The 23,376-nt window shown below is 51.4% G+C and carries 25 protein-coding genes; 15 read left to right on the top strand and 10 right to left on the bottom strand.

Annotation, left to right across the window (positions count from 1 at the left end):
- Nucleotides 1-5 precede the first annotated feature (5 nt).
- Nucleotides 6-89: an IS3 family transposase gene (locus EDM21_RS25595; protein WP_338043979.1), complete on the top strand. Its 84-nt coding sequence runs from the start codon at nucleotides 6-8 to the stop codon at nucleotides 87-89.
- 123 nt (nucleotides 90-212) lie between these two features.
- Here EDM21_RS25595 and EDM21_RS23115 read toward each other — a convergent pair whose 3' ends face one another.
- Nucleotides 213-1,511 carry a solute carrier family 23 protein gene (locus EDM21_RS23115; protein ID WP_166542147.1) on the bottom strand — a complete coding sequence of 433 codons (1,299 nt, stop codon included), beginning with the start codon at nucleotides 1,509-1,511 and terminating at the stop codon, nucleotides 213-215.
- A 284-nt stretch (nucleotides 1,512-1,795) separates the two neighbouring features.
- Nucleotides 1,796-3,280, bottom strand: a complete 1,485-nt coding sequence (locus EDM21_RS23110; protein ID WP_157338739.1) for an aldehyde dehydrogenase family protein — start codon at nucleotides 3,278-3,280, stop codon at nucleotides 1,796-1,798.
- 210 nt (nucleotides 3,281-3,490) lie between these two features.
- Between EDM21_RS23110 and EDM21_RS24675 the strand changes: the two genes are divergently transcribed.
- Nucleotides 3,491-3,646, top strand: coding sequence for a hypothetical protein (locus tag EDM21_RS24675; protein WP_166542146.1), 156 nt, complete (start codon nucleotides 3,491-3,493; stop codon nucleotides 3,644-3,646).
- Nucleotides 3,647-3,738: 92 nt separating this feature from the next.
- Here the strand turns inward: EDM21_RS24675 and EDM21_RS23105 are convergent, their stop codons facing one another.
- The gene (locus tag EDM21_RS23105; protein ID WP_068775511.1) at nucleotides 3,739-3,966 is read right to left on the bottom strand and encodes a 3-dehydroquinate dehydratase; all 228 of its coding nucleotides are present in this window, start codon (nucleotides 3,964-3,966) and stop codon (nucleotides 3,739-3,741) included.
- Between the two features lie 336 nt (nucleotides 3,967-4,302).
- Here EDM21_RS23105 and EDM21_RS25420 point away from each other — a divergent pair, with 336 nt between their 5' ends.
- Nucleotides 4,303-4,491 carry an NUDIX hydrolase gene (locus tag EDM21_RS25420; protein ID WP_338044040.1) on the top strand — a complete coding sequence of 63 codons (189 nt, stop codon included), beginning with the start codon at nucleotides 4,303-4,305 and terminating at the stop codon, nucleotides 4,489-4,491.
- Nucleotides 4,445-4,753 carry an NUDIX domain-containing protein gene (locus EDM21_RS23100; protein WP_338044039.1) on the top strand — a complete coding sequence of 103 codons (309 nt, stop codon included), beginning with the start codon at nucleotides 4,445-4,447 and terminating at the stop codon, nucleotides 4,751-4,753. Before EDM21_RS25420 ends, EDM21_RS23100 begins: the two co-directional genes overlap by 47 nt.
- Nucleotides 4,754-5,336: 583 nt before the next feature.
- Here the strand turns inward: EDM21_RS23100 and EDM21_RS23095 are convergent.
- Together EDM21_RS23095 and EDM21_RS23090 are read right to left on the bottom strand one after the other, a co-directional pair.
- Nucleotides 5,337-6,737, bottom strand: coding sequence for an MFS transporter (locus EDM21_RS23095; RefSeq protein WP_157338738.1), 1,401 nt, complete (start codon nucleotides 6,735-6,737; stop codon nucleotides 5,337-5,339).
- Nucleotides 6,738-6,755: 18 nt separating this feature from the next.
- Nucleotides 6,756-7,214 (bottom strand): MarR family winged helix-turn-helix transcriptional regulator, encoded by a 459-nt coding sequence (locus EDM21_RS23090; protein ID WP_157338737.1) that lies wholly within the window; start codon nucleotides 7,212-7,214, stop codon nucleotides 6,756-6,758.
- A 163-nt stretch (nucleotides 7,215-7,377) separates the two neighbouring features.
- On the opposite strand from EDM21_RS23090, the gene EDM21_RS23085 reads away from it, so the two are divergent.
- Entirely contained in the window at nucleotides 7,378-7,893 is a 516-nt protein-coding gene (locus EDM21_RS23085; protein WP_157338736.1) for a hypothetical protein, read from the top strand.
- A 154-nt stretch (nucleotides 7,894-8,047) separates the two neighbouring features.
- Here the strand turns inward: EDM21_RS23085 and murQ are convergent, their stop codons facing one another.
- Together murQ and EDM21_RS23075 are read right to left on the bottom strand one after the other, a co-directional pair.
- Nucleotides 8,048-8,965 carry an N-acetylmuramic acid 6-phosphate etherase gene (murQ, locus tag EDM21_RS23080; RefSeq protein ID WP_157338735.1) on the bottom strand — a complete coding sequence of 306 codons (918 nt, stop codon included), beginning with the start codon at nucleotides 8,963-8,965 and terminating at the stop codon, nucleotides 8,048-8,050.
- Nucleotides 8,966-9,026: 61 nt separating this feature from the next.
- The gene (locus tag EDM21_RS23075; protein ID WP_157338734.1) at nucleotides 9,027-9,962 is read right to left on the bottom strand and encodes a BadF/BadG/BcrA/BcrD ATPase family protein; all 936 of its coding nucleotides are present in this window, start codon (nucleotides 9,960-9,962) and stop codon (nucleotides 9,027-9,029) included.
- A gap of 246 nt (nucleotides 9,963-10,208) precedes the next feature.
- Between EDM21_RS23075 and EDM21_RS23070 the strand changes: the two genes are divergently transcribed.
- The 10 genes from EDM21_RS23070 (at nucleotide 10,209) to EDM21_RS23025 (ending at nucleotide 20,759) form a co-directional block, all read left to right on the top strand.
- On the top strand, nucleotides 10,209-11,045 hold the full coding sequence (locus EDM21_RS23070; RefSeq protein WP_157338733.1) for a MurR/RpiR family transcriptional regulator: 837 nt from the start codon (nucleotides 10,209-10,211) through the stop codon (nucleotides 11,043-11,045).
- An 89-nt stretch (nucleotides 11,046-11,134) separates the two neighbouring features.
- Nucleotides 11,135-12,502 (top strand): ABC transporter substrate-binding protein, encoded by a 1,368-nt coding sequence (locus tag EDM21_RS23065; RefSeq protein ID WP_157338732.1) that lies wholly within the window; start codon nucleotides 11,135-11,137, stop codon nucleotides 12,500-12,502.
- Between the two features lie 89 nt (nucleotides 12,503-12,591).
- On the top strand, nucleotides 12,592-13,494 hold the full coding sequence (locus EDM21_RS23060) for a carbohydrate ABC transporter permease (RefSeq protein ID WP_420850688.1): 903 nt from the start codon (nucleotides 12,592-12,594) through the stop codon (nucleotides 13,492-13,494).
- A 66-nt stretch (nucleotides 13,495-13,560) separates the two neighbouring features.
- A complete protein-coding gene (locus EDM21_RS23055; protein WP_157338742.1) occupies nucleotides 13,561-14,376 on the top strand; it encodes a carbohydrate ABC transporter permease in 816 nt (271 codons plus the stop codon).
- Nucleotides 14,377-14,388: 12 nt separating this feature from the next.
- Nucleotides 14,389-15,495 (top strand): ABC transporter ATP-binding protein, encoded by a 1,107-nt coding sequence (locus EDM21_RS23050; RefSeq protein ID WP_157338730.1) that lies wholly within the window; start codon nucleotides 14,389-14,391, stop codon nucleotides 15,493-15,495.
- A gap of 53 nt (nucleotides 15,496-15,548) precedes the next feature.
- Complete coding sequence (locus tag EDM21_RS23045; protein ID WP_157338729.1) at nucleotides 15,549-16,241, top strand: hypothetical protein; 693 nt, start codon at nucleotides 15,549-15,551, stop codon at nucleotides 16,239-16,241.
- A complete protein-coding gene (locus tag EDM21_RS23040) occupies nucleotides 16,238-17,404 on the top strand; it encodes an exo-beta-N-acetylmuramidase NamZ family protein (RefSeq protein WP_157338728.1) in 1,167 nt (388 codons plus the stop codon). The genes EDM21_RS23045 and EDM21_RS23040 overlap by 4 nt, the downstream gene beginning before the upstream one ends.
- A 141-nt stretch (nucleotides 17,405-17,545) precedes the next feature.
- The gene (locus EDM21_RS23035) at nucleotides 17,546-18,733 is read left to right on the top strand and encodes an anhydro-N-acetylmuramic acid kinase (RefSeq protein WP_157338727.1); all 1,188 of its coding nucleotides are present in this window, start codon (nucleotides 17,546-17,548) and stop codon (nucleotides 18,731-18,733) included.
- 375 nt (nucleotides 18,734-19,108) lie between these two features.
- Nucleotides 19,109-19,861 (top strand): SDR family NAD(P)-dependent oxidoreductase, encoded by a 753-nt coding sequence (locus tag EDM21_RS23030; RefSeq protein ID WP_068775525.1) that lies wholly within the window; start codon nucleotides 19,109-19,111, stop codon nucleotides 19,859-19,861.
- 148 nt (nucleotides 19,862-20,009) lie between these two features.
- Nucleotides 20,010-20,759, top strand: coding sequence for an urease accessory protein UreH domain-containing protein (locus tag EDM21_RS23025; protein WP_157338726.1), 750 nt, complete (start codon nucleotides 20,010-20,012; stop codon nucleotides 20,757-20,759).
- Between the two features lie 121 nt (nucleotides 20,760-20,880).
- Here the strand turns inward: EDM21_RS23025 and EDM21_RS23020 are convergent, their stop codons facing one another.
- The 3 genes from EDM21_RS23020 to EDM21_RS23010 are packed head-to-tail and all read right to left on the bottom strand — an operon-like array spanning nucleotide 20,881 to nucleotide 23,247.
- Nucleotides 20,881-22,287 (bottom strand): nucleoside recognition domain-containing protein, encoded by a 1,407-nt coding sequence (locus tag EDM21_RS23020; RefSeq protein WP_157338725.1) that lies wholly within the window; start codon nucleotides 22,285-22,287, stop codon nucleotides 20,881-20,883.
- Nucleotides 22,265-22,996: a FeoB small GTPase domain-containing protein gene (locus tag EDM21_RS23015; protein ID WP_157338724.1), complete on the bottom strand. Its 732-nt coding sequence runs from the start codon at nucleotides 22,994-22,996 to the stop codon at nucleotides 22,265-22,267. The genes EDM21_RS23020 and EDM21_RS23015 overlap by 23 nt, the downstream gene beginning before the upstream one ends.
- On the bottom strand, nucleotides 22,993-23,247 hold the full coding sequence (locus tag EDM21_RS23010) for a FeoA family protein (RefSeq protein ID WP_157338741.1): 255 nt from the start codon (nucleotides 23,245-23,247) through the stop codon (nucleotides 22,993-22,995). The genes EDM21_RS23015 and EDM21_RS23010 overlap by 4 nt, the downstream gene beginning before the upstream one ends.
- Nucleotides 23,248-23,376 lie beyond the last annotated feature (129 nt).

Here is a 23,376-nt window from a genome sequence, read left to right as displayed (position 1 = left end):
AATTCATTTATTTTTACAACGAAGACCGGGCACAACGTAAACTAAACAAGCTGACTCCGGTTGAGTACCGAAGCCAGCTTGTTGCCTGAGGCTTTTTCTGATGTCCACTAAAAGGGGTCTTGACCATTTAGAACGGAGAGAACCTGACAGGCTTTTTTTCAACCAAGGTGCACGTTATGCGAAATAAAATGACTGAGGGGCACACGCAAGACTTACCTGCCGGCCGCCTGCAAAATTTCGTATAACAAGAAAAGCAGGGCGATGATGTACATCGTGATGGAGACGTCCTTATGTTTCCCTGCCGCTAGTTTGACGAGCGGGTAGGCGATAAAGCCGAAGGCGATGCCGTCCACAATGCTGTAAGTCAGCGGAATGAACGCCGCCACAAGAAAGGCGGGGAACGCCTCGGTGAAATCATCGAACGGTATCGCACGGATGCTGCTGAGCATGAACGATCCGAGAATGATAAGAACCGGAGCGATCGCACTATCCGGAATGCTCTGCAGGAGCGGCACCGCGAAGTAGGAGCCGAGAAACAGCAATCCGGCAAAGATTGCCGTAAGCCCTGTTCGTCCGCCTGAGGCGATGCCGGCGGAGCTTTCCACCGCGGATACAGTCGGGCTCGATCCGAGCAGTCCCGCCGCTGCGCTGGAAACCGCGGTAGCCTGGAATGCTCGGCGGTAAGTCTCCGGTCTTCCGAAGCTGGCGGTCTGGCTGTGAATGAGGCCGAGATTCTCGAAGACGATTACCATCGCCAGTGAGAAGGCCGCTACCCAGAACGGAAGCGACCAGAGACGCTCGAACGAGAGAGCGCCAACGACAACCGCGGTCTCGTGAAGACTAACGCCAGCCGCTGCGCTTGCCGGCTTCACGATCCCGAGAAACCAGGCAAGCGCTGTTCCTGCGGCAATCGCTATGAGGAAACTGCCGCTCACTTGCCGGATGTACAGGATCAGCATAACGGCAAGCGTCGCCATGGTAACGATCGCTTGAGGACTGCCAAGATCGCCCAGGGCCACGAATGTAGTCGGATGAGAGACGACCAGTCCGCTTTTCTGCAGGCCGATAAAAGTCAGGAATAATCCGAGTCCGACAGATATGGCCTCTTTGAGCGGATGGGGCACGGCCGCGGATATCCGGACCCCGAGACCGCTGAAGGCTACAAGCATAAACAGCAGCCCGGATACGAAAACGGCAGCAAGCGCTTCCTGCCAGGTTAGACCCATCGTGTGGACGATGGTGTACGAGAATAGGGCGTTGATACCCATCCCGGGCACGATAATAAGCGGGGTATTGCTCCATAGTCCGACCAGCAGGCAGCCTGCGAAGGAAGCTGCTATGGTAGCCAGCATGCCGGCTTGAACGGGAATTCCCGCATCGGCTAGTATCGCAGAATTGACGATCACAATATAGACGCTGGTGACAAAGGAAACCAGTCCGGCCATAAGCTCGCGGCGCACGGTCGTTCCGTTGCTGCGGAGCTGGAACCGGCGATCGAGAAATTGAATCACATTTATCCTTCTTTCTGATAAGATCCCTCGGCCCACCCTCGAAACATAAGAAGCATCCGCTTCCCGCAATAAGAACGGCAGTTGTTTCGCTTCGATCATTATATCAAAAATCATCTGTGGAGCCACGTTTATCTGGGCTTAGTATGGCGAATATCCGGTAAAAGAAACAGCGGACGCAAAAATCCCCGCACTCCAGTGGAACTTGGGAGAGAGGGGAAGGTTGCGGTTATTCACGCAGACAGGCCGCGGATGTTTAAAGACCGCGATGTCTTGTCTTACGCGCTTTAATCCAGGTTAATCCATACACTTTTGACTTCGGTATAATTGCTGAGCGCGTAGGAGCCCATTTCACGCCCGATCCCGGATTGTTTATAACCCCCGAATGGAGAAGCGGCATCGAAGACATTGTAGCAGTTTACCCAGACGGTGCCTGCACGAAGGCGATTCGCAATATAATGGGCGTTCTTGACGTTCTCTGTCCACAGTCCGGCCGCGAGTCCGTAATTCGTATCGTTGGCACGCGCAATGAAGTCGTCGAGGTCATCATAAGGCAGAGCGGTCACAACGGGACCAAAAATTTCTTCTTTGGCAATGGTCATGTTATCCTGGACACCAGCAAAGACGGTTGGAGCAATAAAGTATCCTTCCTGAAGCGGATTGATTCCGCCGGTCAGAAGCTCAGCGCCCTCCTCCACTCCTCGTTCAATGTAGCCGAGTACCCGTTTCTGCTGTTCTTCGGAGACGAGAGGCCCGATCTGGGTGTCGGGCACAAGGCCCGCTCCTTGCTTGAGCTTGCGTGAGTGAAGGACAAGATCGGCCACAACATTGTCGAACATTTTTTTCTGGATAAAAAGACGTGAACCGGCGCAGCATACCTGTCCCTGATTAAACATAACCCCGGACAAAGCCCCCGGAATGGCGCGCGACAAATCAGCATCCGGCAAAATAATGTTCGGCGACTTGCCGCCGAGCTCCAGTGTGACGCGCTTCAGGCTGTCGGCAGCCCCTTTCATAATTGCGCGGCCGACCTCGGTGGAGCCGGTGAATGCAATTTTGTCCACCTGTGGATGCTGGACGAGTGCCTGCCCGGCAGTTTCACCGAAGCCCGGCACAATATTGACCACACCGGCAGGGAAGCCCGCCTCTTGAATGAGCCCGGCGAGATACAGTGCGGACAGCGGAGTCTGCTCAGCCGGTTTGAGCACGACGGTGCAGCCCGTGGCAAGCGCCGCGCCAATCTTCCACATGGCCATCAAGAGGGGGAAGTTCCACGGGATAATCTGCCCGACAACGCCGACAGGCTCATGCCGGGTATAGTTAAAATAGCCGCCGCTGACCGGAATTGTCTGCCCGACGATCTTCGTAGCCCAACCTGCAAAGTACCGCAGATGCTCGACAGCGAGCGGTAAATCCACTGCGCGTGTCTCTGCGATCGGCTTGCCGTTATCGAGTGTCTCCAGCTGGGCAAGTTCTTCCAGGTTGTCTTCGATTAGCTCGGCCAGTCGATAGATGAGCCGGCTCCGGTCTGCTGCACTCATCTTCGTCCACGGCCCGTGATCAAAAGCCCGGCGTGCCGCCTTTACAGCCAGATCTATGTCTTCTTCAACTGCTTCGCTCACTACGGCGAGGATGTCGCCTGTGGCCGGGTTCGGTGTCGTAAACGTACGTCCGTATACGGAGTCTACAAAGTCGCCTTCAATAAACAGACGCTTCGTTCCCGTAAGAAACCGCTGGACCTTAGGCCGGATTGTCAAGGTGGATTCATTCATAAGCCAAAAGCCTCCTTCTAGCTTGGGTGAAAGTCTTCGGACCTTACTGCGATAGCTTGTCACCCGCATTACTGTATCTATATTAAGAAGGGGCTGAGAAATATGACTAGATCTGGTTGTCGAGGCAGTCCGGGCAGCGCGCTGTACCTTCTGAGCGGCGTCATGTTAAACTACATAAAAAGGTAGATAGGAAAGAAAGGTGTTTCCGGCATGTTATTATCTCGCGATCAGAAAAGGCTTATCCTCGAAGTGCTGAAGAAGGAGAACAGGCGCCTGCTTTCGGGGAATAAAGGTCCGCTGCTGCGCAAAACTATCGAAGATTTCGAGCAGGCTCTGCGCAATGAAGCGATTAATGAAAAACGGTGATGCTAACCTTCTGCAAAAATTCATAGAGTTCACAAAAAAAGATCCCCGAAGGGATCCTTTTTTGTGAACTCTATGAATGGCTGTGCTCCGGTTTAATAGAGAGACAGCGCTAGTGTGTCACTTTCACGTCTTGCATGAAGAATGGCTTCCGTACCGTCGATTTCAATGCTGATCAAGCTTTCCAGACAAGTCTTCACGGCACGTTTACCGTTGTTCCATTTGGATTCCAAAGCAATTTTGAGTAAGCTTAACGCTTTTTTGCTCGCATCTGTATAAAAGACGGGTATTTTTTGGTTGTTAAAAATAATGATAGTTTTCATTATGATTTCTACCTCCTGTAAGATAGATCAATCTTTTTAATAGTATAGGTTACGAATATTAAAGGAAACTTAAAAAATGAAGAATTCTGCGTGTTTTATAAAGAAAAATTCCTCCTTCGCCACAGAATGTTTGAAATTTGGAGGGTGTCAGCCCTTTTTTTTTAGAGAATTCGGATGAAACTTGTTGTTTGGTGCCCATTTAGTGGCAAAGAAAACAATTTGCTTACTTAAATTTAGGCCTATACGAAAATATCCATACATCTTATAAACCGATTTTCGTAGATTGAAACGTTTTTTTGAGCTTTTCGCGTTTTTCAAAGACAGGAGGAGATCGGGATGAAGAAAGCCATTTTTTACGGATCGGTACATGTTTTTTTAGAACGGGGAGAGGAAGTGCTTCTTTTAAAAAGAAAGAATACCGGCTTTGAGGACGATAAATGGAGTGTAATCGCAGGAAGAATCGATGGAGAGGAGGAGGTTGTCAGCCGCGGCGATCAGGGAAGCCAGGGAAGAGGCGGGTATTGAGCTTGCTCCGGATGACCTCAAGATGATCGGTGTGATGCATCGCAAAAACGTCGATTCCGAATGGATCGATTTTTTCTTTACCGCAAGCAGTTGGCAAAGGGAGATTGTAAATAAGGAACCGCATAAATGTGAGGAGCTCTTCTGGCATAACGCCAATAAGCTTCCTGTGAACATGGTTCCTTTTGTAAGAAAGGCGATCGAAATGCCGCGGGACGGCATGTGGTTTGCAAGCTTCGGATGGCCCGGTAACGATTTTGCCTAGCGTACGAGGTGCCGTTACTAGGGAAGAATGCAAAAAAGGATGACCTCACTAGAGGTCATCCTTGCCTTTATAAGACCAGAGCCAGAAGCGCGGTATTCAAAGGATAGCTGCGTTCCTGCTGCGAGCCCATAGGAAGAGCCCGGTTACAATCGAGAACAGCGGGAATGCAGCAAACAAAACTAAAAAATAATCGAACCTGAGCTCTAATGTGTAAGCCAGTGTTCCACTGAGTATAGCTCCGAGAAGATTAAAGAAGGTGAACCGGGTAAACGAACGGGAACAATACTTGCCGAGCAAATAATTCATTCCGCTTGCTACAACATTAAGCGGATAGAAGAGAAGGATAGAGAAAAGCCACAGAAAAACCATTCCTCGCTGAAAAGTCGGCTTTCAAGACTCGCAGAAAAGAAGGATACGAGTATACTGGAAAGAAACGACAAGACAGTGACATCAAATACGAGTTGGTTGCTCAGCCGATTGATGACGCGACCCTCCTTGCTTGGTAAAGATGGGTAAAGTTGGTTGTTCGCTTAGTCTACACGACGACCAAGCCATCGTCAAGCGGATCGTACAGGGGGATCTGTTAGCCTTGGAGATCGGAAGTACGGACCCCGGACCCGGCTCCGGAACTGCCTGATGAAGTCTCAAGATCATGTTTATTGTTAGAGTTTGTTATTCTGTAAAGTGCATAAACAACGAGAAATAACACCATAACCCCGGCCGCATACCGGTACATGACAGCGTAGCTGGTGCTCGAAGCGATGACGCCGAGCAGCATCGATCCGACTGCTACACCGAAATCTATGGAATTGTAAAACATACTATTCGCAGTTCCGTGCTGCTCCGCAGGCGTCTCACTCAGCATCCATGCCTGGGTCGTCGGCTGAACGGCACCGAAGCCAAGGCCGTACAGCAATGCCGATACAATAAGCATAGGCATGGAAGTGGCCATCGAGAGAATAAACAGACTGGCAATCAGCAGCAGGGCTCCCGGTATCATAACTGCCGCATGGCCTTTGCTGTCGAACAGGCGTCCGGATATCGGGCGGACGACCAATACCGTGATCGCATTAAACAGGAAGAACAGACCGATTTGTTCCAAATGGACCTCCTTGCCGTAAAGCGCGATAAAACTCAGCAGTCCTCCATAGGTGAGGGAGAGCAGCGTGTTAAGCAGCGCGGGCAGCAGCAGTTTGCGGCCCAGGCCGCTGCGTTTTCTGCCGTTCTTCGCCGGTGACGGGTCCGCTGCTGAGCCAGCAGACGCGGCTTCGGCCGCTGGCGGAGCCATGGCTGCGGCAGGTTGAGGCGGGATGCTGCGGGTGAACAGCAACAGCGGCAGGATGAGAGCGGCCGCCGCAGTGCCCAGCACCGTCAGCGGCCCGAAGCCGTACCCGCCTATCACGGCTAAGCCGATGGTCGGTCCTACCGACATCGCCAGGCTGCTGGATAGGCCAAAATAGCCAATCCCTTCCCCGATGCGGCGGGGAGGGATGATTTGCGAGACCAGCGTCGGCATAACCGTGCTTGTCATGCCGAAGCCGACCCCGAAGCATGCGCGAAGGAAGAGCAGCATGCCGACGGAGCCGGCAAACGAATACGCCGCTGTCGACGCCGTGGCGATTGCCACACCGCAAATCAGCAGCGTATTGCGGTGCACGCGGCGCAGCAGCGCGGCCGTTGCGAAGCGCGAGATAATCGCCGAGATTGCGAAGATGCTCGTGACCAGACTTAGGACAAAATCCCCCGAACCGAACTGCTCTTTGACATAAGCAGGGAAGGGGGATAATAACATTTGCAGGCAGAGGAATAACAGGAAATACGAAAGGGTGAGAATGATGAAAGATTTGGTCCACAGCTTGGCCGTGCTGTCCGCATCTCCACTGAGTTCAACGCTTCCTGTTAATTCTGCCTGGAGTCGATGGACTGAAGGACCGATGCCTGAATTTAAATGTGCTCGCGTATCTTCTAATTCTTGTTGAGACATGGTGAAAGACACTCCTATTCATTCTGTAAGCTCTTGGATGTTAGCTCCGATCCGGTGCAGCAGTTTGATGAGCAGATCATACTCATCCGGACTGATATGTTTCACTGCGTCCTGCACGGTTTTTTTCTCAATGGGCTCCGCAATTTGAATCAGCGACTGCCCTTTTTCCGTAATATGGACATGAAAAGATCTCCGGTCGCCTTGACCGGCTTTTTTGTGTATAAAGCCCTTGGCCTCAAGGCTATCCAGAATCCGGGTCGTGGTAGGTTTGTCTTTACCGGCCCGTTCTGCGATTTCTCTCTGAATCAATCCGTCCTGTTCGTAAACCCGGTACAAGACCGACCATTGTTCGGGTGTAATATCGTAGTCTTTTAACCGCTGAGTAAGCAGGTTCGAAATTTTACGATAGGTGATTCCAAGCAGGAAGCCGATCGAGTCATCCAAGGCGCTTTTAAAATCGGGGTGATTGGGATGCAAAAGTAGGCTCCTCTCCTAATTAGTTGTTTAAACAACTATATGATAAGCAACTATAAAAGTCAACGCCGGGAGCAATCCCCGCAATTATTCTTTCAGAGAGAGTCTTTGTTTGTTATAATTTGGACAGCCCATATAAAGAACCCGCTCAGGAGGATTGTCCAAGTTGATTATTTTACTCGCGATTTCCTTTTTACTTGTGCTTATCTGTGTTGTGATTCTTCGCAGGACTTCTTTCAGACCGCTCCCCTGGTTTGTCAAAATGTCCGCCGTCCGGAGATTTAGGGGACCCTTCGCGTATGGAGGGTTCGTGTTCCTGCTCAACATGATTATTTTCATTACGCTTGCGGGCCTGTTTGTTGCTTCTATTACCGTCAGTTTTGCAGGAGCATTCATTCTCTTCCTTCTCATCGGAATCAGTTTGAGTATGTTCGTATGGATTCAAGCATCCATTTCCCGGGGCGGCAAGACCAAAGACAAGTGGATCACGGGTGTGATTGGCAGTATTTTTTATTTCGCTGTCATGATTTATTTATTTCTTCAAATCTTCCAGGTTCCGGCCGATACACCCGAAGGGCAGATTCAGATTGTCGGGCTCATGCTCGGTTTTGTGATCACGTTAACTGCCGGGGTCACATGCATACTGACAATTCGATTTGCCCGGGAGAAAGGTTCGGTATAGCACCGGACTTCGTTCACGGCGAGGCATACGATAACCTTCTATGGCCGAGCTTCATAAAAGGTACGGTGCATTATTAGCTATTCGCAAGAGCCCAATTAAAAAGACTACTCACCCTGTGTAAGGGAGAGCAGTCTTTTTTGAATTAGCCGGAATTTTAAATTTTCTTCGCACCGTTCTTCTCAATGGCCTGACTGACAAAACCTCCTGAGAGTTCGAGGAGTTTCTTCGCTTCTTCGGCATCGACACCTGCCCTAATCATCACGATAGCTGTCTTAACGTGGCCGGCCGCTTCCTGAAAAGCTTGTTCAACCTGATCCTCCGGAGCGTCAGTCGCCATTTCGATAATACGTTTGGCGCGGTAAACGAGCTTCTCATTGGAAGGATTGAGATCCACCATTAGATTCCGGTACACTTTACCGATGCGAATCATTGAAGTTGTCGTCAGCATATTCAGGATCAGCTTCTGGGCTGTCGCCGACTTCATTCGGGTCGATCCCATAATCGCTTCCGGTCCTACAACAGCTTCGATCAGCAGTTGTGCATGCAGCGCCATCGGGGTGCCATGATTGTTGCAGATGCCGACAACCCGGGCACCGAGTTCGCCGGCCCGCTTCATTGCACCGAGCACATAAGGCGTCCGGCCGCTCGCGGCAATCCCGATGACCACATCTTTGCTGGTAATGCCATGCTCGTCGATATTTTGCGCCCCAAGCTCCGCACTGTCCTCCGCGCCTTCGACGGGGTCTTTAATGGCTTTGAAACCGCCTGCAATGAGGCCTTGAACCATCGATGGATCGGTGCCGTATGTCGGCGGACATTCCGATGCATCCAGGATACCGATCCGTCCGCTGGTACCAGCACCGACGTAGAACAGGCGGCCTCCCTCATTGAAGGCGTCGACGACCCAATCCGCGGCTTTGGCGATGAGGGGGATCAGCTCATGTACACAGCTTGCAACGCCCTGATCCTGTTCATTGATCAGATACATGATCTGCTGCGAATCCAGCTGATCAATGTGACTGGTTTTTGCATTGGGCTGCTCCGTGATCAAATTGCTCAGAATATGGTTCATATGAGTTCATTCTCCTTGTGTTAAAATTCATTTGTAGAGCACAGAGGTGTAGGCAGGGAGGCTAAGCAAATAATTTACGGGCAAGAAGAGCGGCGCCGGTGGCAGCCGTGAATCCGCCTGTTGCTTCTATCATACGCAGCTCCGGGAAATTGGCCGACAAACCTTGGCTGTATACTTGACGGAATAAATGCGAATGAGTAAAGACGGAGCCGGCCATGACAATATTCATCTGCTGCAGTTCGGGCTGCCGCTCCAGCAGGGCTGACGTTGTTCTTACAAGTTTACCGGCTTCTTCTTTAATAATGTGACAGGCAATGCCATCACCGGATTCGGCAGCGCGTATACAATGAGAAGCAAAGGAAGCGATCACGGCTTTATCGACATCCGGCCGATAAACCACTCCTTTGAGGTCCGTAATACGTTGAAGTGTTAGCGCTTCCATGATTGCTGGAGTGAGCAGCGTGGCAGGCAGGACGCCATCGTAACTCTGCATCACGGCTTTTAGCGCCTGCAGACCGATTGCATATCCGCTGCCTTCGTCGCCGAGATAATGCCCCCAGCCGCCCGAACGGAATTGACGTCCATCCGGCATAAAGCCGTATACGATGGAGCCGGTTCCCGAAATAACGAGCACACCGTAATCTTGTTGAAGCGCAGCCATCAAAGAAATTTCACCTTCAGATTTTATGGCGACCGGGAAAGAAACTACGCGTCTTTGCTGGTAGAGCGCCAGGGATTCCGTCAATCGTTCCTTCTCTTCATCGGTAGATATACCCGACATGCCCAGACAAATACCCTTGGGTATCGTCTGCGCAGATTGAAGATGATCCAGCAATTGATCCAGCAGGTTCTCCAGTTCACGGATTGCAGATGGAAACGTTACGGCATGAGGATTGGTCGTTCCGACTCTTGCTTCTATTAGAAGCCGGCCTTCGGAATCAACGACCGATCCCTCCGTTTTAGTGCCTCCTCCATCGATTCCGAGATAAGTATACATAGAATCACCATTTCGGTTTTTTTAATCAGTATATGGGAATTTGGTGTGCTTGTAAAATAAAATTTTAATTATAAAAAAAATGTTGAAATTATATTTCACAACACATATAATGAACTCAATCCGGTGGATTCATGTAGTACAAAGGAACCGAATCAGCTGTAGGGATCACATCTCATGTTGTTTGATTGAGGGGGAGATAGGCGGTCAGTCCTACACATGAACTTGTTTAGAACAGGAGTGGTGAGTATGAATGGCGGTTTGGTGCGATTACGTGAAGTGTACAACACACTCAATCCTTCCGAACATAAGATCGCAACCTTCATTCTGCAGAATCCGGATGAGATGATCCACCTGTCTGTGGCTGAACTGGCTACGAGGAGCGGAGCAAGCCAAGCGGCTATCATCAGGTTGTGCAAGACATTGGAAATCAAAAGTTATCAAGATTTGAAATTGAAGGTAGCCGGAGATTTACGGGGAGCCGAGACGACCGGATATCAGGAAATCAGGCCGAACGATACGATCAGTTCCATTATTCAAAGTGTATCCAATAACAATATCCAATCCATTAGGGATACGCTCAAAATATTGGATGAAGAAGCGGTTGAACGTTCTGTGACAGCGCTTACTAATGCGAAGAGGATCTATTTCTTCGGTTTGGGAGCTTCCAATTTAATTGCTATGGATGCCCAGCAGAAATTTATGAGGATTAACAAGACCAGCTTTTCCTTTGCCGATCCGCATGTTCAGCTGACTTCCGCTGTTACACTGACCCCCGAGGATGCCGCTGTATGCATATCCTACTCCGGTGAGACAGATGAAGTGATTCGTTCCGCATCCATCGCCAAGAAGAACGGCTGCACGACGATCAGCTTAACCCGGTACGGAAACACAAGTCTTAGTTCGATTGTGGATATCGCTTTGTTCAATTCTTCTACCGAGAATGAAATTCGAAGCGGGGCAATGGCGTCACGTATTACTCAATTGAACGTGATCGACATTCTTTATCTCAGCGTTGCGAGCCGCAACTATGAGCAGTCGGTCAAATATTTGGAGCAGACCAGGCAGGCTATTAGAGGAATATAAAAAAAACAGCCTGGCATTTATAGACAAAGAACCATCGTGTGGAGTTGTGATTTACCATAATCCTAACAATCTAAAGGGAGATGAAGGGTATGAAGAAAAAGGGGCTCATTCTTTTAACGGCAGCTGTTCTTACAATGGGAAGCGCTTGCAGCAAAGAAACAAATAACGCAGGTGCAGGATCTAGTACCTCGCCGGAAGCTAAGTCAGACACGGTTGTCGTGTGGACGTATCCGGTACACGGGACTTACGAGAAGGACCTTCCGGGATTAATCGAAGATTTCAATAAGAAGTATCCTCACATTAAAGTACAAACGGAAATGCTCTCCTGGGCAGAAGGTCCTAAGAAATTCGACGTCGCTCTGAACGCGGGTAACCCGCCGGATCTTTATTTCCACGGTGTTGATGGCGCTTACGTGAATACGGGTCTTGCTCTGGAACTCACTAACTACCTGACTCCGGAAATTAAAGCGGATTACTTGCCGGGCGTACTCGAACTCGGACAAATTCAAGGTAAACAGTACGGAATGCCGTTGTATCAGTCCCAGTGGGCTTGGGGCGGCAACAAACGCATACTGGAAGAAGCGGGTATCGACTGGAAGAAGATCCAGAAAGACGGTTGGACCTGGACCGAGTTTAACGAAGCTTCCGCCAAGCTGACCAAGAAGCTGGATAACGGCTCTCAGCAGTACGCGCTTGTTACGGACGGCACTTCCCTTGATTTCATCGAAATGATGACACGCAACAACGGGATGCCGGATGTGCTCGATGAGAAAGGCGCGTTCCAATGGAACGATGACCGTGTTCTTAATACAATGACCTTTGTAAGCGATCTCATAAAGAAAGGAAATATGCCGAAAGAAACTTCCGCGCTTACACCTGCTAAACGGACTGAAATGTTCTATGGCGGTCAGGCGGCAATCATCTCCAAAGCGATTCCTTACTACGATGTGATGATCCAGAACCGGAACAAAGATATCGATGCGGGTAAAATCAAGGGCGAGAAAATCGACTTCGTTCTTCTGCCGGTGCCGCACAATGACAGCGCCAAGCCGGGCACGACCATGTTCGGCGAAGGTTACGTAGCTTTCAAACAAAAGAACGATAAAGGCGAAGAGCATGCGAAGAACACCTTCCTCGTAATGGAAGCGCTTAGCGGTGCCAAAGCAGGTAACTCCGCTAACGAACTCGTACTTCCTTTCGTCCGTAAATCCCAGGCTGAAGAGTTCAAAGGCAAAGAAATGGGCAAACCGGAGAACCTGGAAGCAGGTAAACTTCTTGCTAAGAACATGATCAAACCGGTTACGCTGAACCTTGACATTGACAAAGCAGCCAAGCAAAAGCAGTTTAAAGAACAAGTTGTTAAACCGAACATGCAGGCTCTATTCTCGGGCGAGAAAGCACCGAAAGATATCTTGGAAGATTTCAAGGCCAAAGGTAAACAGATGTTTGGTCAGTAATAGAACCAGGGGAGCGTTCCATCTTAGCGGATCGAGGCCGCTCCCTTTTTCTTTAGAAGGAGGATGAGGAGATGCAGACTTCAGCTTCAATGGCACCGAACCGTAAAAGGTCGCCAGTATCGCGTTTCTGGAAAGATTATGGCTGGGCGTACTTATTCATATTAGCGCCGATTCTTCTTTTCCTGGTGTTCACATTGTATCCCGTGTTTACGGCACTCGTTATGAGTTTCCAGCAGTATAACATTCTGAATTCCTCGTGGATTGGCCTGGATAATTATGAGCGTCTGGTCAAAGACGAGATTTTCTGGAAATCCATGAAGAACACGGCAATTTTCACCCTGGGTACGGTGCCGATTAATATCATCATTACTTTTGTTCTGTCGTTCTTTATTTTTCAAATGAAAAGCACATGGCAGACCTTCTTCAAAGCAACCCTTTATTTGCCGACAGTAGCATCCGGCGTTACGATCTCCATCGTATGGCTCGCTATCTTCGACCCTACGGATTCCGGTCTTCTTAACCGCTTTATCGGATTGTTTGGTCTTGACCCGGTCATTTGGCTCGGGCAGACAGGCACGGCTTTATTCTCACTGATGTTGATGAACTGGCTCGGCTCACATGGCGCAGGTATTATTCTGTATCTGGCGGCAATGGGCGGTATTCCGAAATCGCTTTATGAAGCGGCTGACATCGATCATGCCAGCGGCTGGACTAAATTCTCGCGCATCACGTGGCCGCTGCTCAAACCGACAACCCTATACCTCTTGGTAACCGGTGTAATCACCTCGTTCCAGGTATTCATTTCGGTTTACTTGATGACCCAGGGCGGTCCAAACTTTGCGACGACAACCATCGCTTATCTCATTTACGAGACAGCGTTTAAATTTTATGAATTCGGGCTTGCATCGGCTCAGTCCTTTGTACTGGCGATTATGATTATTATCATATCGGTCATCCAGTTCAAATATTTCTCAAGTGATATCGAGTACTAGTTTCTTCGTTCTAATAGCTAGGCCTGCATAATCTGGAGGTGAGTTGTTGTGTCTTCAAAATCTAAAATGTTCCTGTTCGGCGCCGCGACCCTTACTTTGCTCATCTGGGGCCTGATCTCGATTCTGCCCTTGTACTGGATGGTCATCGGCTCGTTCCAGGATACAAAAATGTCGGCTACATACCGGCCGCAAATGATTCCGGAAATATGGTCCATGACGCCTTATGAGCGTTTCTTCGCCAAAACGTCAGCTTGGCGCTGGTTATTCAACTCTTTCTTCGTATCCAGCGTACTGACCGTGACCAACGTATTTTTCGCGTCGCTTGCAGGCTATGCGTTTGCGAAACTGAAATTCCCGGGAAGCAAGGCAGCGTTCTGGGTTCTGCTCAGCACGATGATGATTCCGGCTCAAGTCACACTGATCCCGCTCTACATTCTGATGGTAAATGTCTTTAATATCGGAGACACCTATACGGCTATTATTTTACCGGCGGCCATCAGTGTGGGGAATATTTTCTTAATGAAGCAGTACATGTCCACCCTCCCGACTTCGTTGATTCATGCGGCCCGGATCGATGCCTGCAGTGAATTCGGGATCTTCTGGAAAGTAATTTTACCGATGGCTAAGCCAGGTCTTGCCGTATTAGCCATTTTCACTTTCGTAGCTTCATGGAATGAATTCTTCTGGCCGTTTCTTATTACGAATTCCGACAGCATGCGCACGATTCAGGTAGGGCTTGCTTCATTCGTATTCGCGGAAGCGACGGACTTCGGAGCCATTATGGCCGGGGCAACTATCGGCGCACTGCCTATGCTGGTTCTATTCTTCTCACTGCAACGCTACTTCTTGCAAGGCATTACGATTGGAGCCGTTAAAGGCTAGGAGGGAACGACTATGGCACGCGTAGAGTTTCGTAAAGTGCGTAAAGAATTTACCGACGACAAGAAAGATCCGTTTGTGGCCGTGTCCGATTCGGATTTCGTCATTAATGATAAAGAGTTTGTTGTTTTCGTAGGGCCTTCCGGCTGCGGCAAGACAACTTCCCTGCGGATGATCGCGGGACTGGAGAAACAATCGAGCGGCGATATTATTATCGGCGACCGGGTTGTGAATGATCTGCATCCCAAAGACCGCGATATCGCGATGGTTTTCCAGGATTACGCGCTGTATCCGCATATGTCGATCCGTGAGAACTTGTCATTCGGCCTGAAGAACTTGAAGAAGCCGAAAAACGTCATCGATGAGAAAGTACAGTCGGCGGCCGCTATTCTCGGGCTGGAAGACATGCTGGAGCGCAAACCGCGCGAGCTGTCCGGCGGACAGCGCCAGCGTGTTGCGGTAGGCCGTGCAATCGTCCGCGATCCGCAAGTATTCTTGTTCGATGAGCCCCTCTCTAACTTGGATGCGAAACTCCGTATCCAGATGCGGGTTGAGCTCGGCGAGCTTCACAAGCGGCTGGGCGCTACCATCGTGTATGTAACCCACGATCAGGTGGAAGCCATGACGCTAGGTGAACGGATTGTGGTCATGAACAAGGGCCACATTCAACAGATCGCTTCACCCAAGGATCTCTATGCGACTCCGCAGAATATGTTCGTAGCCGGCTTCATCGGTTCGCCTGCGATGAACTTCATGGACGCGCGTATGGAGGGCAACCGGGTTATTACGGAAAGCGCCGAATTTGCAGTTCCGGATGCAATCGCAGCCGGTTTGAAGAAATATCAAGGCCAGCGCCTGATTATGGGCATTCGTCCGGAGCATATCTTCGGCGAAGATTTCTCTCTTAATGTGCCGCATGACCACAAGCTGCAAGCACGCGTTCAAGTCGTGGAGCATCTGGGCTCCGAGAATCTGGTATATTTCAATGTCGGCAAACGTTTGATTACGGCGAAGGTACATCCGGAGACGCATACATTCGTCGGCCAAGACAAGACGTTTATCCTCGATATGAGCAAAGCTCATTTCTTCGATCCGGAGACCGAACAGCGGATCGTTCTATAAGGTTCCGATTTCACAAAGACTGCAACACAAAAGACTGCAAGGAGTGATTACCGATGCGCAAGCTGAATGCCGTATTGAAAGTAGCCGGTGCCGAGGTGTTCCGGGAGATCGTTCCCGTAGCGCTGACTAGCATCATCAGCTCTCTCGTACTGATCCCGATGATCCTGATGGTCCCGATTCCGTTCGTCCCGATTCTGATTGCTCTCTTGTACATGCCGCTGCTGTATGGAGTCATGTATGTGTTTCAGCAGAAGGCGGAAGGGAAGCCGAGCCAGGTTCGCCTGCTGTTTACCGGAGCGGTCAAAGGATTCTTTCCGGCATTGATATTCGGCCTGCTCATCGTTTCCCTCTTGTTCATCCTCTGGTCGACTTGGTGGTATTACGGGTCTAAAGGCGGAATGTTCTATATGTCGATTGCGGTTTTTCAAACGTATTTCGTTCTGATGGCGCTCGTTTCCCAGTTCTACACACTCCAGCTTGTCCTGCAGAAGGGCATGGGGATTTTCCGGGCGATGGCTGAGAGTGTGAAGCTGTTCTTCCGCTTTCCGGGTTATACGATCGGAGCTTTCTTCCAAATGGTCTGTTTTACGTTTCCGCTCATGCTGACGGTGGTTGGTTTCATTGCCTTGTTCAGCGGCATCCTGGGTGTATATCAGTACAAAGCGGTTCACAATGTCCTGAGCAGAGACGAAGAGGCTGAGGTTGAAGAAGCCGGTATACTTCTGACGAATGGAGAAGCACGATGAGCGCCGTGGTGCGGTCCGGAGTTGACCGCCTTCACGCGATGAAGCATCCTCTTCTGACAGGCCGCAGAATCGGGCTCGTCACGAATCCAACCGGGATAACAGCGGATTTCAGGACAACGGTTGAGGTATGCGCGTCGCTTCAGGATTCGCAGCTGACTGCCCTGTACGCTTGTGAACACGGACTGTACGGGCAGCGGCAGGCGGGGGTCTTGTTCGAGGATGAAACGGATCCCGAGCTTGGCATCCCGGTCTACAGCTTGTACGGCAAACACAAGCGCCCAACCGCCGAGATGCTTCAGAATGTCGACACGGTCTTGTTTGACATACAGGATCTGGGCATCCGCTTCTATACGTATCTGTCAACGCTGTTGTATACCCTTGAGGCATGCGCGGAGCATGGCAAAAGTCTGCTCGTTCTGGACCGGCCGAATCCGCTTGGAGGCAGCATCGCCGAAGGCGGAATGCTAAGGCCCGGCTATGAGTCCATGGTCGGCGCCTGGCAGATGCCGATCCGCAGCGGGATGACGCTCGGAGAGTTAGCCCTGATGGTTAATGATGTGAAGGGAGTCCGCTGCGACATCGATGTGATTCGGCTGGAGGGATGGGACCGGAAGATGGAGTATACCGACACCGGCCTGCCCTGGATGGTTCCGTCACCGAATATTCCAACGATCGATTCTGCCCGTGTATACGGGGGAACCTGTTTCTTCGAGGGGACGAATTTGTCGGAGGGACGCGGCACTACCCGTCCTTTCGAATGGATCGGGGCCCCTTGGCTACATGGGGTAGAGCTTGCAAGGCGCATGAATGCCAGCGGCCTGCCGGGCGTTCATGCACATCCGGTGTATGCAACACCTGCGTTCTCCAAGCATCAGGGGGAGCTGTGCAGCGGCGTCAGGCTGTTCGTCACAGACCGGGAGCAGTTCCAGCCGGTCCATACTGGGCTGAGACTCTTGCATGAAGTTATCTCTCTGCACCCGGACAGCTTCGAATGGCTCACGCCTCCCAAAGAAGGTTCCCGCTATTTCATTGATCTGCTGACAGGGGGGACCGATGTGCGTATGACTCTTGCGGGCAGCGAGGGACTGCGCAGCATCACCCGGAACTGGCGGGAGGAAGCGGAAGCCTGGGAAAACCAGCGAAAGCCTTACCTGCTTTATTAAAGAATGGAAACTCGCTGTAATTGTATACGGTTCATACCATGCGCCTGTCCGACCTCTGGTCCGGCAGGCGTTCTGCGCTTAGCTTATTGGTGAGACGAAGTTTATCTGAGGGGCCAACCAACGCCGGGAGGAATGATTAGCATGTTATTCGGGATTGGCAAAGACAGGCCGGTGATCGCGATCGGCCTTATGTCCGGCACGTCGCTGGACGGCATTGACGCAGCGGTAGTGAGGATTACGGGGAGCGGGCTCCAGTCCCGGGTGGAGCTGCTCCATTTCTACAGCCGGCCTTACCCGGAGCAGCTCAGGGAGCGGCTGAAAGAGCTCTGCACGACCGGGCAGTCCAATGTTGCGCTCGTCTGCGGAATGAATGCCTACCTGGCCGAACGCTTCGCGGAAGCGGCTCTGGAGGCGGCCAGAGAAGCCGGAATCGGGATGGATTCCGTCGATTTTATCTCGTCACACGGGCAGACCGTGTGGCACATTCCCGAAGCGGACAGCGCAGACCCGTATTTGACCCGGTCCACGCTGCAGCTCGGCGATCTGTCGGTGCTCGCTAAGCGCACCGGGGTTCTGGTTGTCGGCGACTTCAGGCCTGCCGATATGGCGGTCGGAGGGCAGGGCGCGCCGCTTGCGCCTTACGGCGACCTGATTCTCTTCCACCACCCGGATAAGGGGCGGCTGCTTCAGAATATCGGCGGAATCGGCAACTGTACGGCGCTGGCGCCCGGTGCCGGGCCGCACGACGTATTCGCCTTTGATACAGGGCCCGGCAATATGGTGATCGACCAGGTCGTCTACCAGTTGTCGGAGGGCCGTGAATCGTACGATGACGGAGGAAAGTGGGCCGCGCAGGGTCAGCCAGATGAGCAGCTTGTTGCGGAGATGATGGCCCATCCGTATTTCGGGATGGCGCCTCCCAAGTCAACCGGACGCGAAGTGTTCGGCAAAGCCTATGCTGCGGAGTTTATTGCCCGCGCCAAGAGTCTGGGCCTCGCAGATGCAGACATTGTTGCGACGGCCACCGCTTTTACTGCGCGGACGATCGCGGCAGGCTACCGGGAGTTTGTGTTTCCCCGCTTCCGTATCGACGAAGTCATCGTCAGCGGGGGAGGGGCCCGCAACCGGACTCTCTTGGCAGGGCTCGCTGCCCTTCTGCCGGATCAGCGGGTGATGACATCCCGCGAGTTTGATGTAGACGATGACGCCAAGGAAGCTGTTATTTTTGCTCTGCTTGGCCACGATTTCTTGTGCGGGGTTCCCAATAATCTTCCCGCAGCAACAGGAGCAAGCCGCCCGACAGTTATGGGCAAACTCGCATTGCCTTAACGTAGGAGGAATTTCAATTGAATTCCGTGAATAAAGAGACGTTCCTTGTAATGGAAGGGACGTCTTTTTTGCCTGAAAATCCTTCTTCTTAAATGTGAACTTTCGAATAAATTTTTGTGGCTTATTTTCGGATAATGCCCAAATAAAGGGAGATATTATTGATTTAAAGTTGACCCGTCTTGTCACATTTCCTAGAATGAACATGTTGAGTGATTCCAGCAGATCCTGTCAGCAGAAATGATGGCCCGGGACAGGCTGGCGGTTAAACCGGCCGCAGATTTGAACCCGTGCGCGGAATCGCTCTGACTAGTGCCTGGAGTCGCAAGCGGCCTGATATCACTTACTAGAACAAGCAGAATCCGAGGAGGAATCCACATGGCTAAGATGACGGATAAAGTAGCGATCGTAACAGGTGCCGGCGGCGGGATGGGTAAAGCTGACGCTCTTCTTTTAGCCAAAGAAGGGGCCAAAGTTGTCGTAACCGATATTCAGGAGGACAAGGTACAGGAAGTCGTCCAGGAAATTAAAGCAAACGGCGGCGAAGCCATCGGTTTCAAACATAACGTTGCGTCCGAGGATGAATGGATCAAAGTTGTCGATGAAGCAATTAAAGCTTTCGGTAAAATCGATGTCCTCGTGAACAACGCGGGAATTTCCGCCGCAACTCCTATGCTGGAAATGACCGTTGAGCAGTTCGAGAGAGTGATGTCCATCAACCTGACAGGAACTTTCCTGGGTCAAAAGCACGTTATTCCTCATATGAAAAATAACGGCGGCGGTTCCATCGTAAACATTTCCTCCATCGCCGGCCTGACAGGCGGAAGCGGCGCAGGCGCCTATACCGCAAGTAAAGGCGCTGTACGCCTGCTTACCAAAGCAACGGCTGTAGACTTCGCGAAAGATAACATTCGCTGCAACTCCGTTCACCCTGGTTTCATCCGCACACCGATGACGGTGGATATGATGGAAGACGAGAAAATGAGAGGCTGGTTCCTTTCGATGACTCCGCTGCCCCGTCTTGGTGAAGCAGAGGATATCGCGAAGGCTGTTCTCTTCCTGGCATCCGATGAATCTTCTTATATTACAGGGGTTGAACTTCCGGTAGACGGCGGATATTCCGCGAAATAACCGTCCGATTTGAAGGACACGTCTATTCCTGCAAGGAAGGGCACGCTCATCTTAAGATGAGGGTGTCCTTTTTGCGTCAAACTTGATACGATTAGGAAAAGACAGGTTTCTTTTTTATTATGGAGAAGAATCGCGGAGGATTGTGAGGATGTACTCGTTTTTCAGCGGAATCAGTTCTTATTTGAGTGAACCTTTTCTGGCGGCCTCCAGGTCGGATGTGGCTTTGATTGCGGCCTTATTCTTAGGTTTTATCGGATCTGTCGCGCCTTGCCAGCTATCGGCCAATGTGGCGGTTATTACGTATTTCGGCAAAAAGCAGGCTCAGGGGCGGATGTCAGGTGTAGAGGTTCTTCTGTACATTACGGGGAAAATTGTTCTTTTCAGCCTGCTGGGCGGTTTGTTCTGGCTGTTCGGCAATCCGGTTTCGAGAGAGCTGATTCCGCTGTTTGAGTATGCGAGGAAGCTGCAGGGGCCTCTGCTTGTTTTAATCGGCTTGTTTATGCTGGGGTTGTTCCGATTGCCTTTCGGGCTGGGGACACGTTTCACGGCATCTCTGGAACAGGCGGCAAGACGTGCCGGAGCAAGAACCGGAGCCTTCCTGATGGGAATGGCCTTCTCGCTTGGTTTCTGTCCGACCATGTTCGTCCTGTTCTTCGGCATGCTTATGCCTATGGCGGTTCAGTCGGCCTATGGCGCGCTCCTGCCCTCCGTATTTGCGGCCGGCACCGCCATGCCCTTCCTCTTGTTCTTGGCGCTTACCGTCGGTTTCGGAGCAGACCGCTTGCTGATGCGCAGAGCCAAGCGATGGGGAGGGATTGTCCAGAAGCTGGCCGGGCTTCTGTTTCTTCTTCTCGGCATCAGCGATACGGTGACTTATTGGGCTGACGGATTCACATAGTTAGTGCAAGGGACTTGCAGCACCAATAGAAGCATCTTTTGATATTCGCGAAAACAATAAAACGTTTGTACAGCTGCCGCGGCAGGCTTCGTACAAACGTTTTTTGATTACCGACAACTTCTCATACCCACCCCAACGCCCGGAAGACCTGAGCGGTTATGAAAGTGACTGTAATGGCAATTACCAGAGGGATAACAGCTGAGAGCACCGTCCATTTGGTACTTTTGGTTTCCTTATAGATGTTGAAAAGCGTAGTGCCGCACGGGTAATGGAGCAGCGAGAACAGCATCATATTCAGAGCTGTCAGCCATGTCCATCCATGCTGGAGGAAGAGGTCTTTAATATTATCCAATCCATCCGCATCTACCATAGCCCCTGATGACATGTAGCCCATGAGCAGGATCGGCAGTACGATCTCGTTGGCTGGCAGGCCGAGGACGAAGGCCATGATAATGTAACCGTCCAGTCCGATCATATGGGCGAACGGATCGAAGAAAGCTGCAATATGGGCCAGTATACTCGTACCCGAAATCATAATATTTCCCAGGATCCAGGTCAGAATCCCGGCGGGAGCGGCAACGATGACAGCCCGTTTCAGAACATTCCACGATTTATCCCTGGTGGCGAGCAGAATCGTTTTGAACATTTGCGGCCGGCGGTAAGGCGGCAGCTCCAGTGTATAGTGCGTAGGGACGCCGCGCAGGGCAGTCTTGGACAAGACCCAAGATACCGTCAGGGTCACCGCGATCCCGAACATGACGATGCCCATTACGACCATGGCCGTGACGAAAGTATGAAGCCCTCCTACAGCTCCGACTGCCATGAACAAGGAGGACAGTAGAATCAGGGTCGGCCAGCGTCCGTTGCAGGGCACGAAATTGTTCGTCAGGATGGCCAGCATCCTCTCGCGCGGAGACTCGATGATCCGCGTAGACATAATCGCGGCCGCATTACAGCCGAAGCCCATAGACATGGTGAGAGCCTGCTTGCCGTGGCCGCCGGATTTTTTGAACAGACGGTCCATATTAAAGGCAACCCGCGGCAAGTAACCGAAATTCTCAAGCAAAGCAAAAATCGGAAAGAAGATGAGCATCGGCGGCAGCATCACGCTGATCACCCAGGAAGTTCCGCGGAAGAACCCGAGAACCAGAATCCCGTGGAGCCAGGCAGGGGCATGAAGCGCCTGGAACCCGGCTGTCAAATACCCTTCGATGATCCCGAAGAAATCCGCAATCCATCCTGATGGAACGTTCGCACCCGCAATGGTGATCCAGAAAATCGCTCCAAGTATGGCCAGCATGATGGGGAAGCCCCAGAGCTTGGAGGTCAGTACCTTATCCAGCTTGTGCGTGCCAGCCAGCTTCTGTTTGTCTCTGACCTTGACCGCATCGCTGCAGATTTCGCGGCTTGTTCTATAGATGTCGCTGACAATACCGTCGCGGATAGCGGTTCCGTGCGCAGCGCTCCGGGCCGCTTCGAGCAGGGAATCGAGCGGGTCCGGCGAGTTAGTGGCAAGCGGTGCGGCCATAGCTGACAACCTCCTGTTCCGGACGGATGCCTTCTTCATTCATCCGTGCTTTGATGGAAGAGAGGAGGTTCTCGTCTCCGTCAAGCAGCCGCAGAGCAACCCAGCGGGAAGGAAAGCGGGTTCCCAGGATGCAGCGGACTTGAGGCTCCAGTTCAGCCAGCTGCCGTTCTGTTTCATCGCTGTAACGCACCATCAAGGGCTGGGGCACAAGGATGCCCGCGGCCACCTTCTCGACCAGGTCCAGAAGCGGGGGGATTCCCTGCCTGCTGCGGGCGGATATGGCCGCAACCGGAACACCGAGCTTTCGGCTTATTGCAGCAAGATCAATGTCTATGCCGAGTTTCTCCGCTTCATCCATCAGGTTAATGCACACGACTACCCGGTGGGTCATTTCAAGCACCTGCAGCGCCAGATTCAAGTTTCTCTCCAGTGAAGTGGCATCCAGAACGACAATCGTGACATCCGGCTGTTCAAAAATAATATAGTCCCGCGCGGTTTCTTCATCCGCTGAATTCGAATATAACGAGTACGTACCGGGTAAGTCGATGATTCTGAAGGAAGAGCTGTTATGAACGAATTCGCCTTCTGCCTTCACAACAGTCTTCCCTGCCCAGTTGCCTGTGTGTTGTCTCAGACCCGTGAGGGTGTTGAACAGGGTGCTTTTGCCTGTATTGGGGTTGCCGGCCAGCGCAATCGTGTAGGTGTTCATTCTGCATCCTCTCCTTCCAGCTCGCCGTAAATCAGGGAGCTTTCTTCTTTTCTGAGCGCAATTGTCGTACCGCTGATCCGGTAAGCGGTCGGGTCGCCCAGCGGACTTTTCTGAATCACTTCCACGACATTGCCGGGCACAAAACCAAGATCAAGCAGCCTTCTGCGCATCACGCCTTGAATATCTATACGGTTCAGTCTTATGCGACTTCCCATCTTAGCATCGGATAAGGCTATCCCATACGAGACCATTCGAAACACCATCCTATCTTTCCTGTAGGACAATATGTTTGCCCTAGGCAATTTTTATGCAAAACGAACTCTTCTGGCGTGTGGTTATAAGAGTAGTATAGGAGAAAGAGTTTTTAGTTGTCAACAAAG

The sequence above is a fragment of the Paenibacillus lutrae genome, assembly GCF_009757775.1.
In the GTDB taxonomy this organism is placed as follows: Bacteria; Bacillota; Bacilli; order Paenibacillales; family NBRC-103111; genus Paenibacillus_F; species Paenibacillus_F lutrae.
The sequence above is the reverse complement of the archived record's forward strand: the minus strand, read 5'-3'. Positions and strand labels throughout refer to the sequence as shown.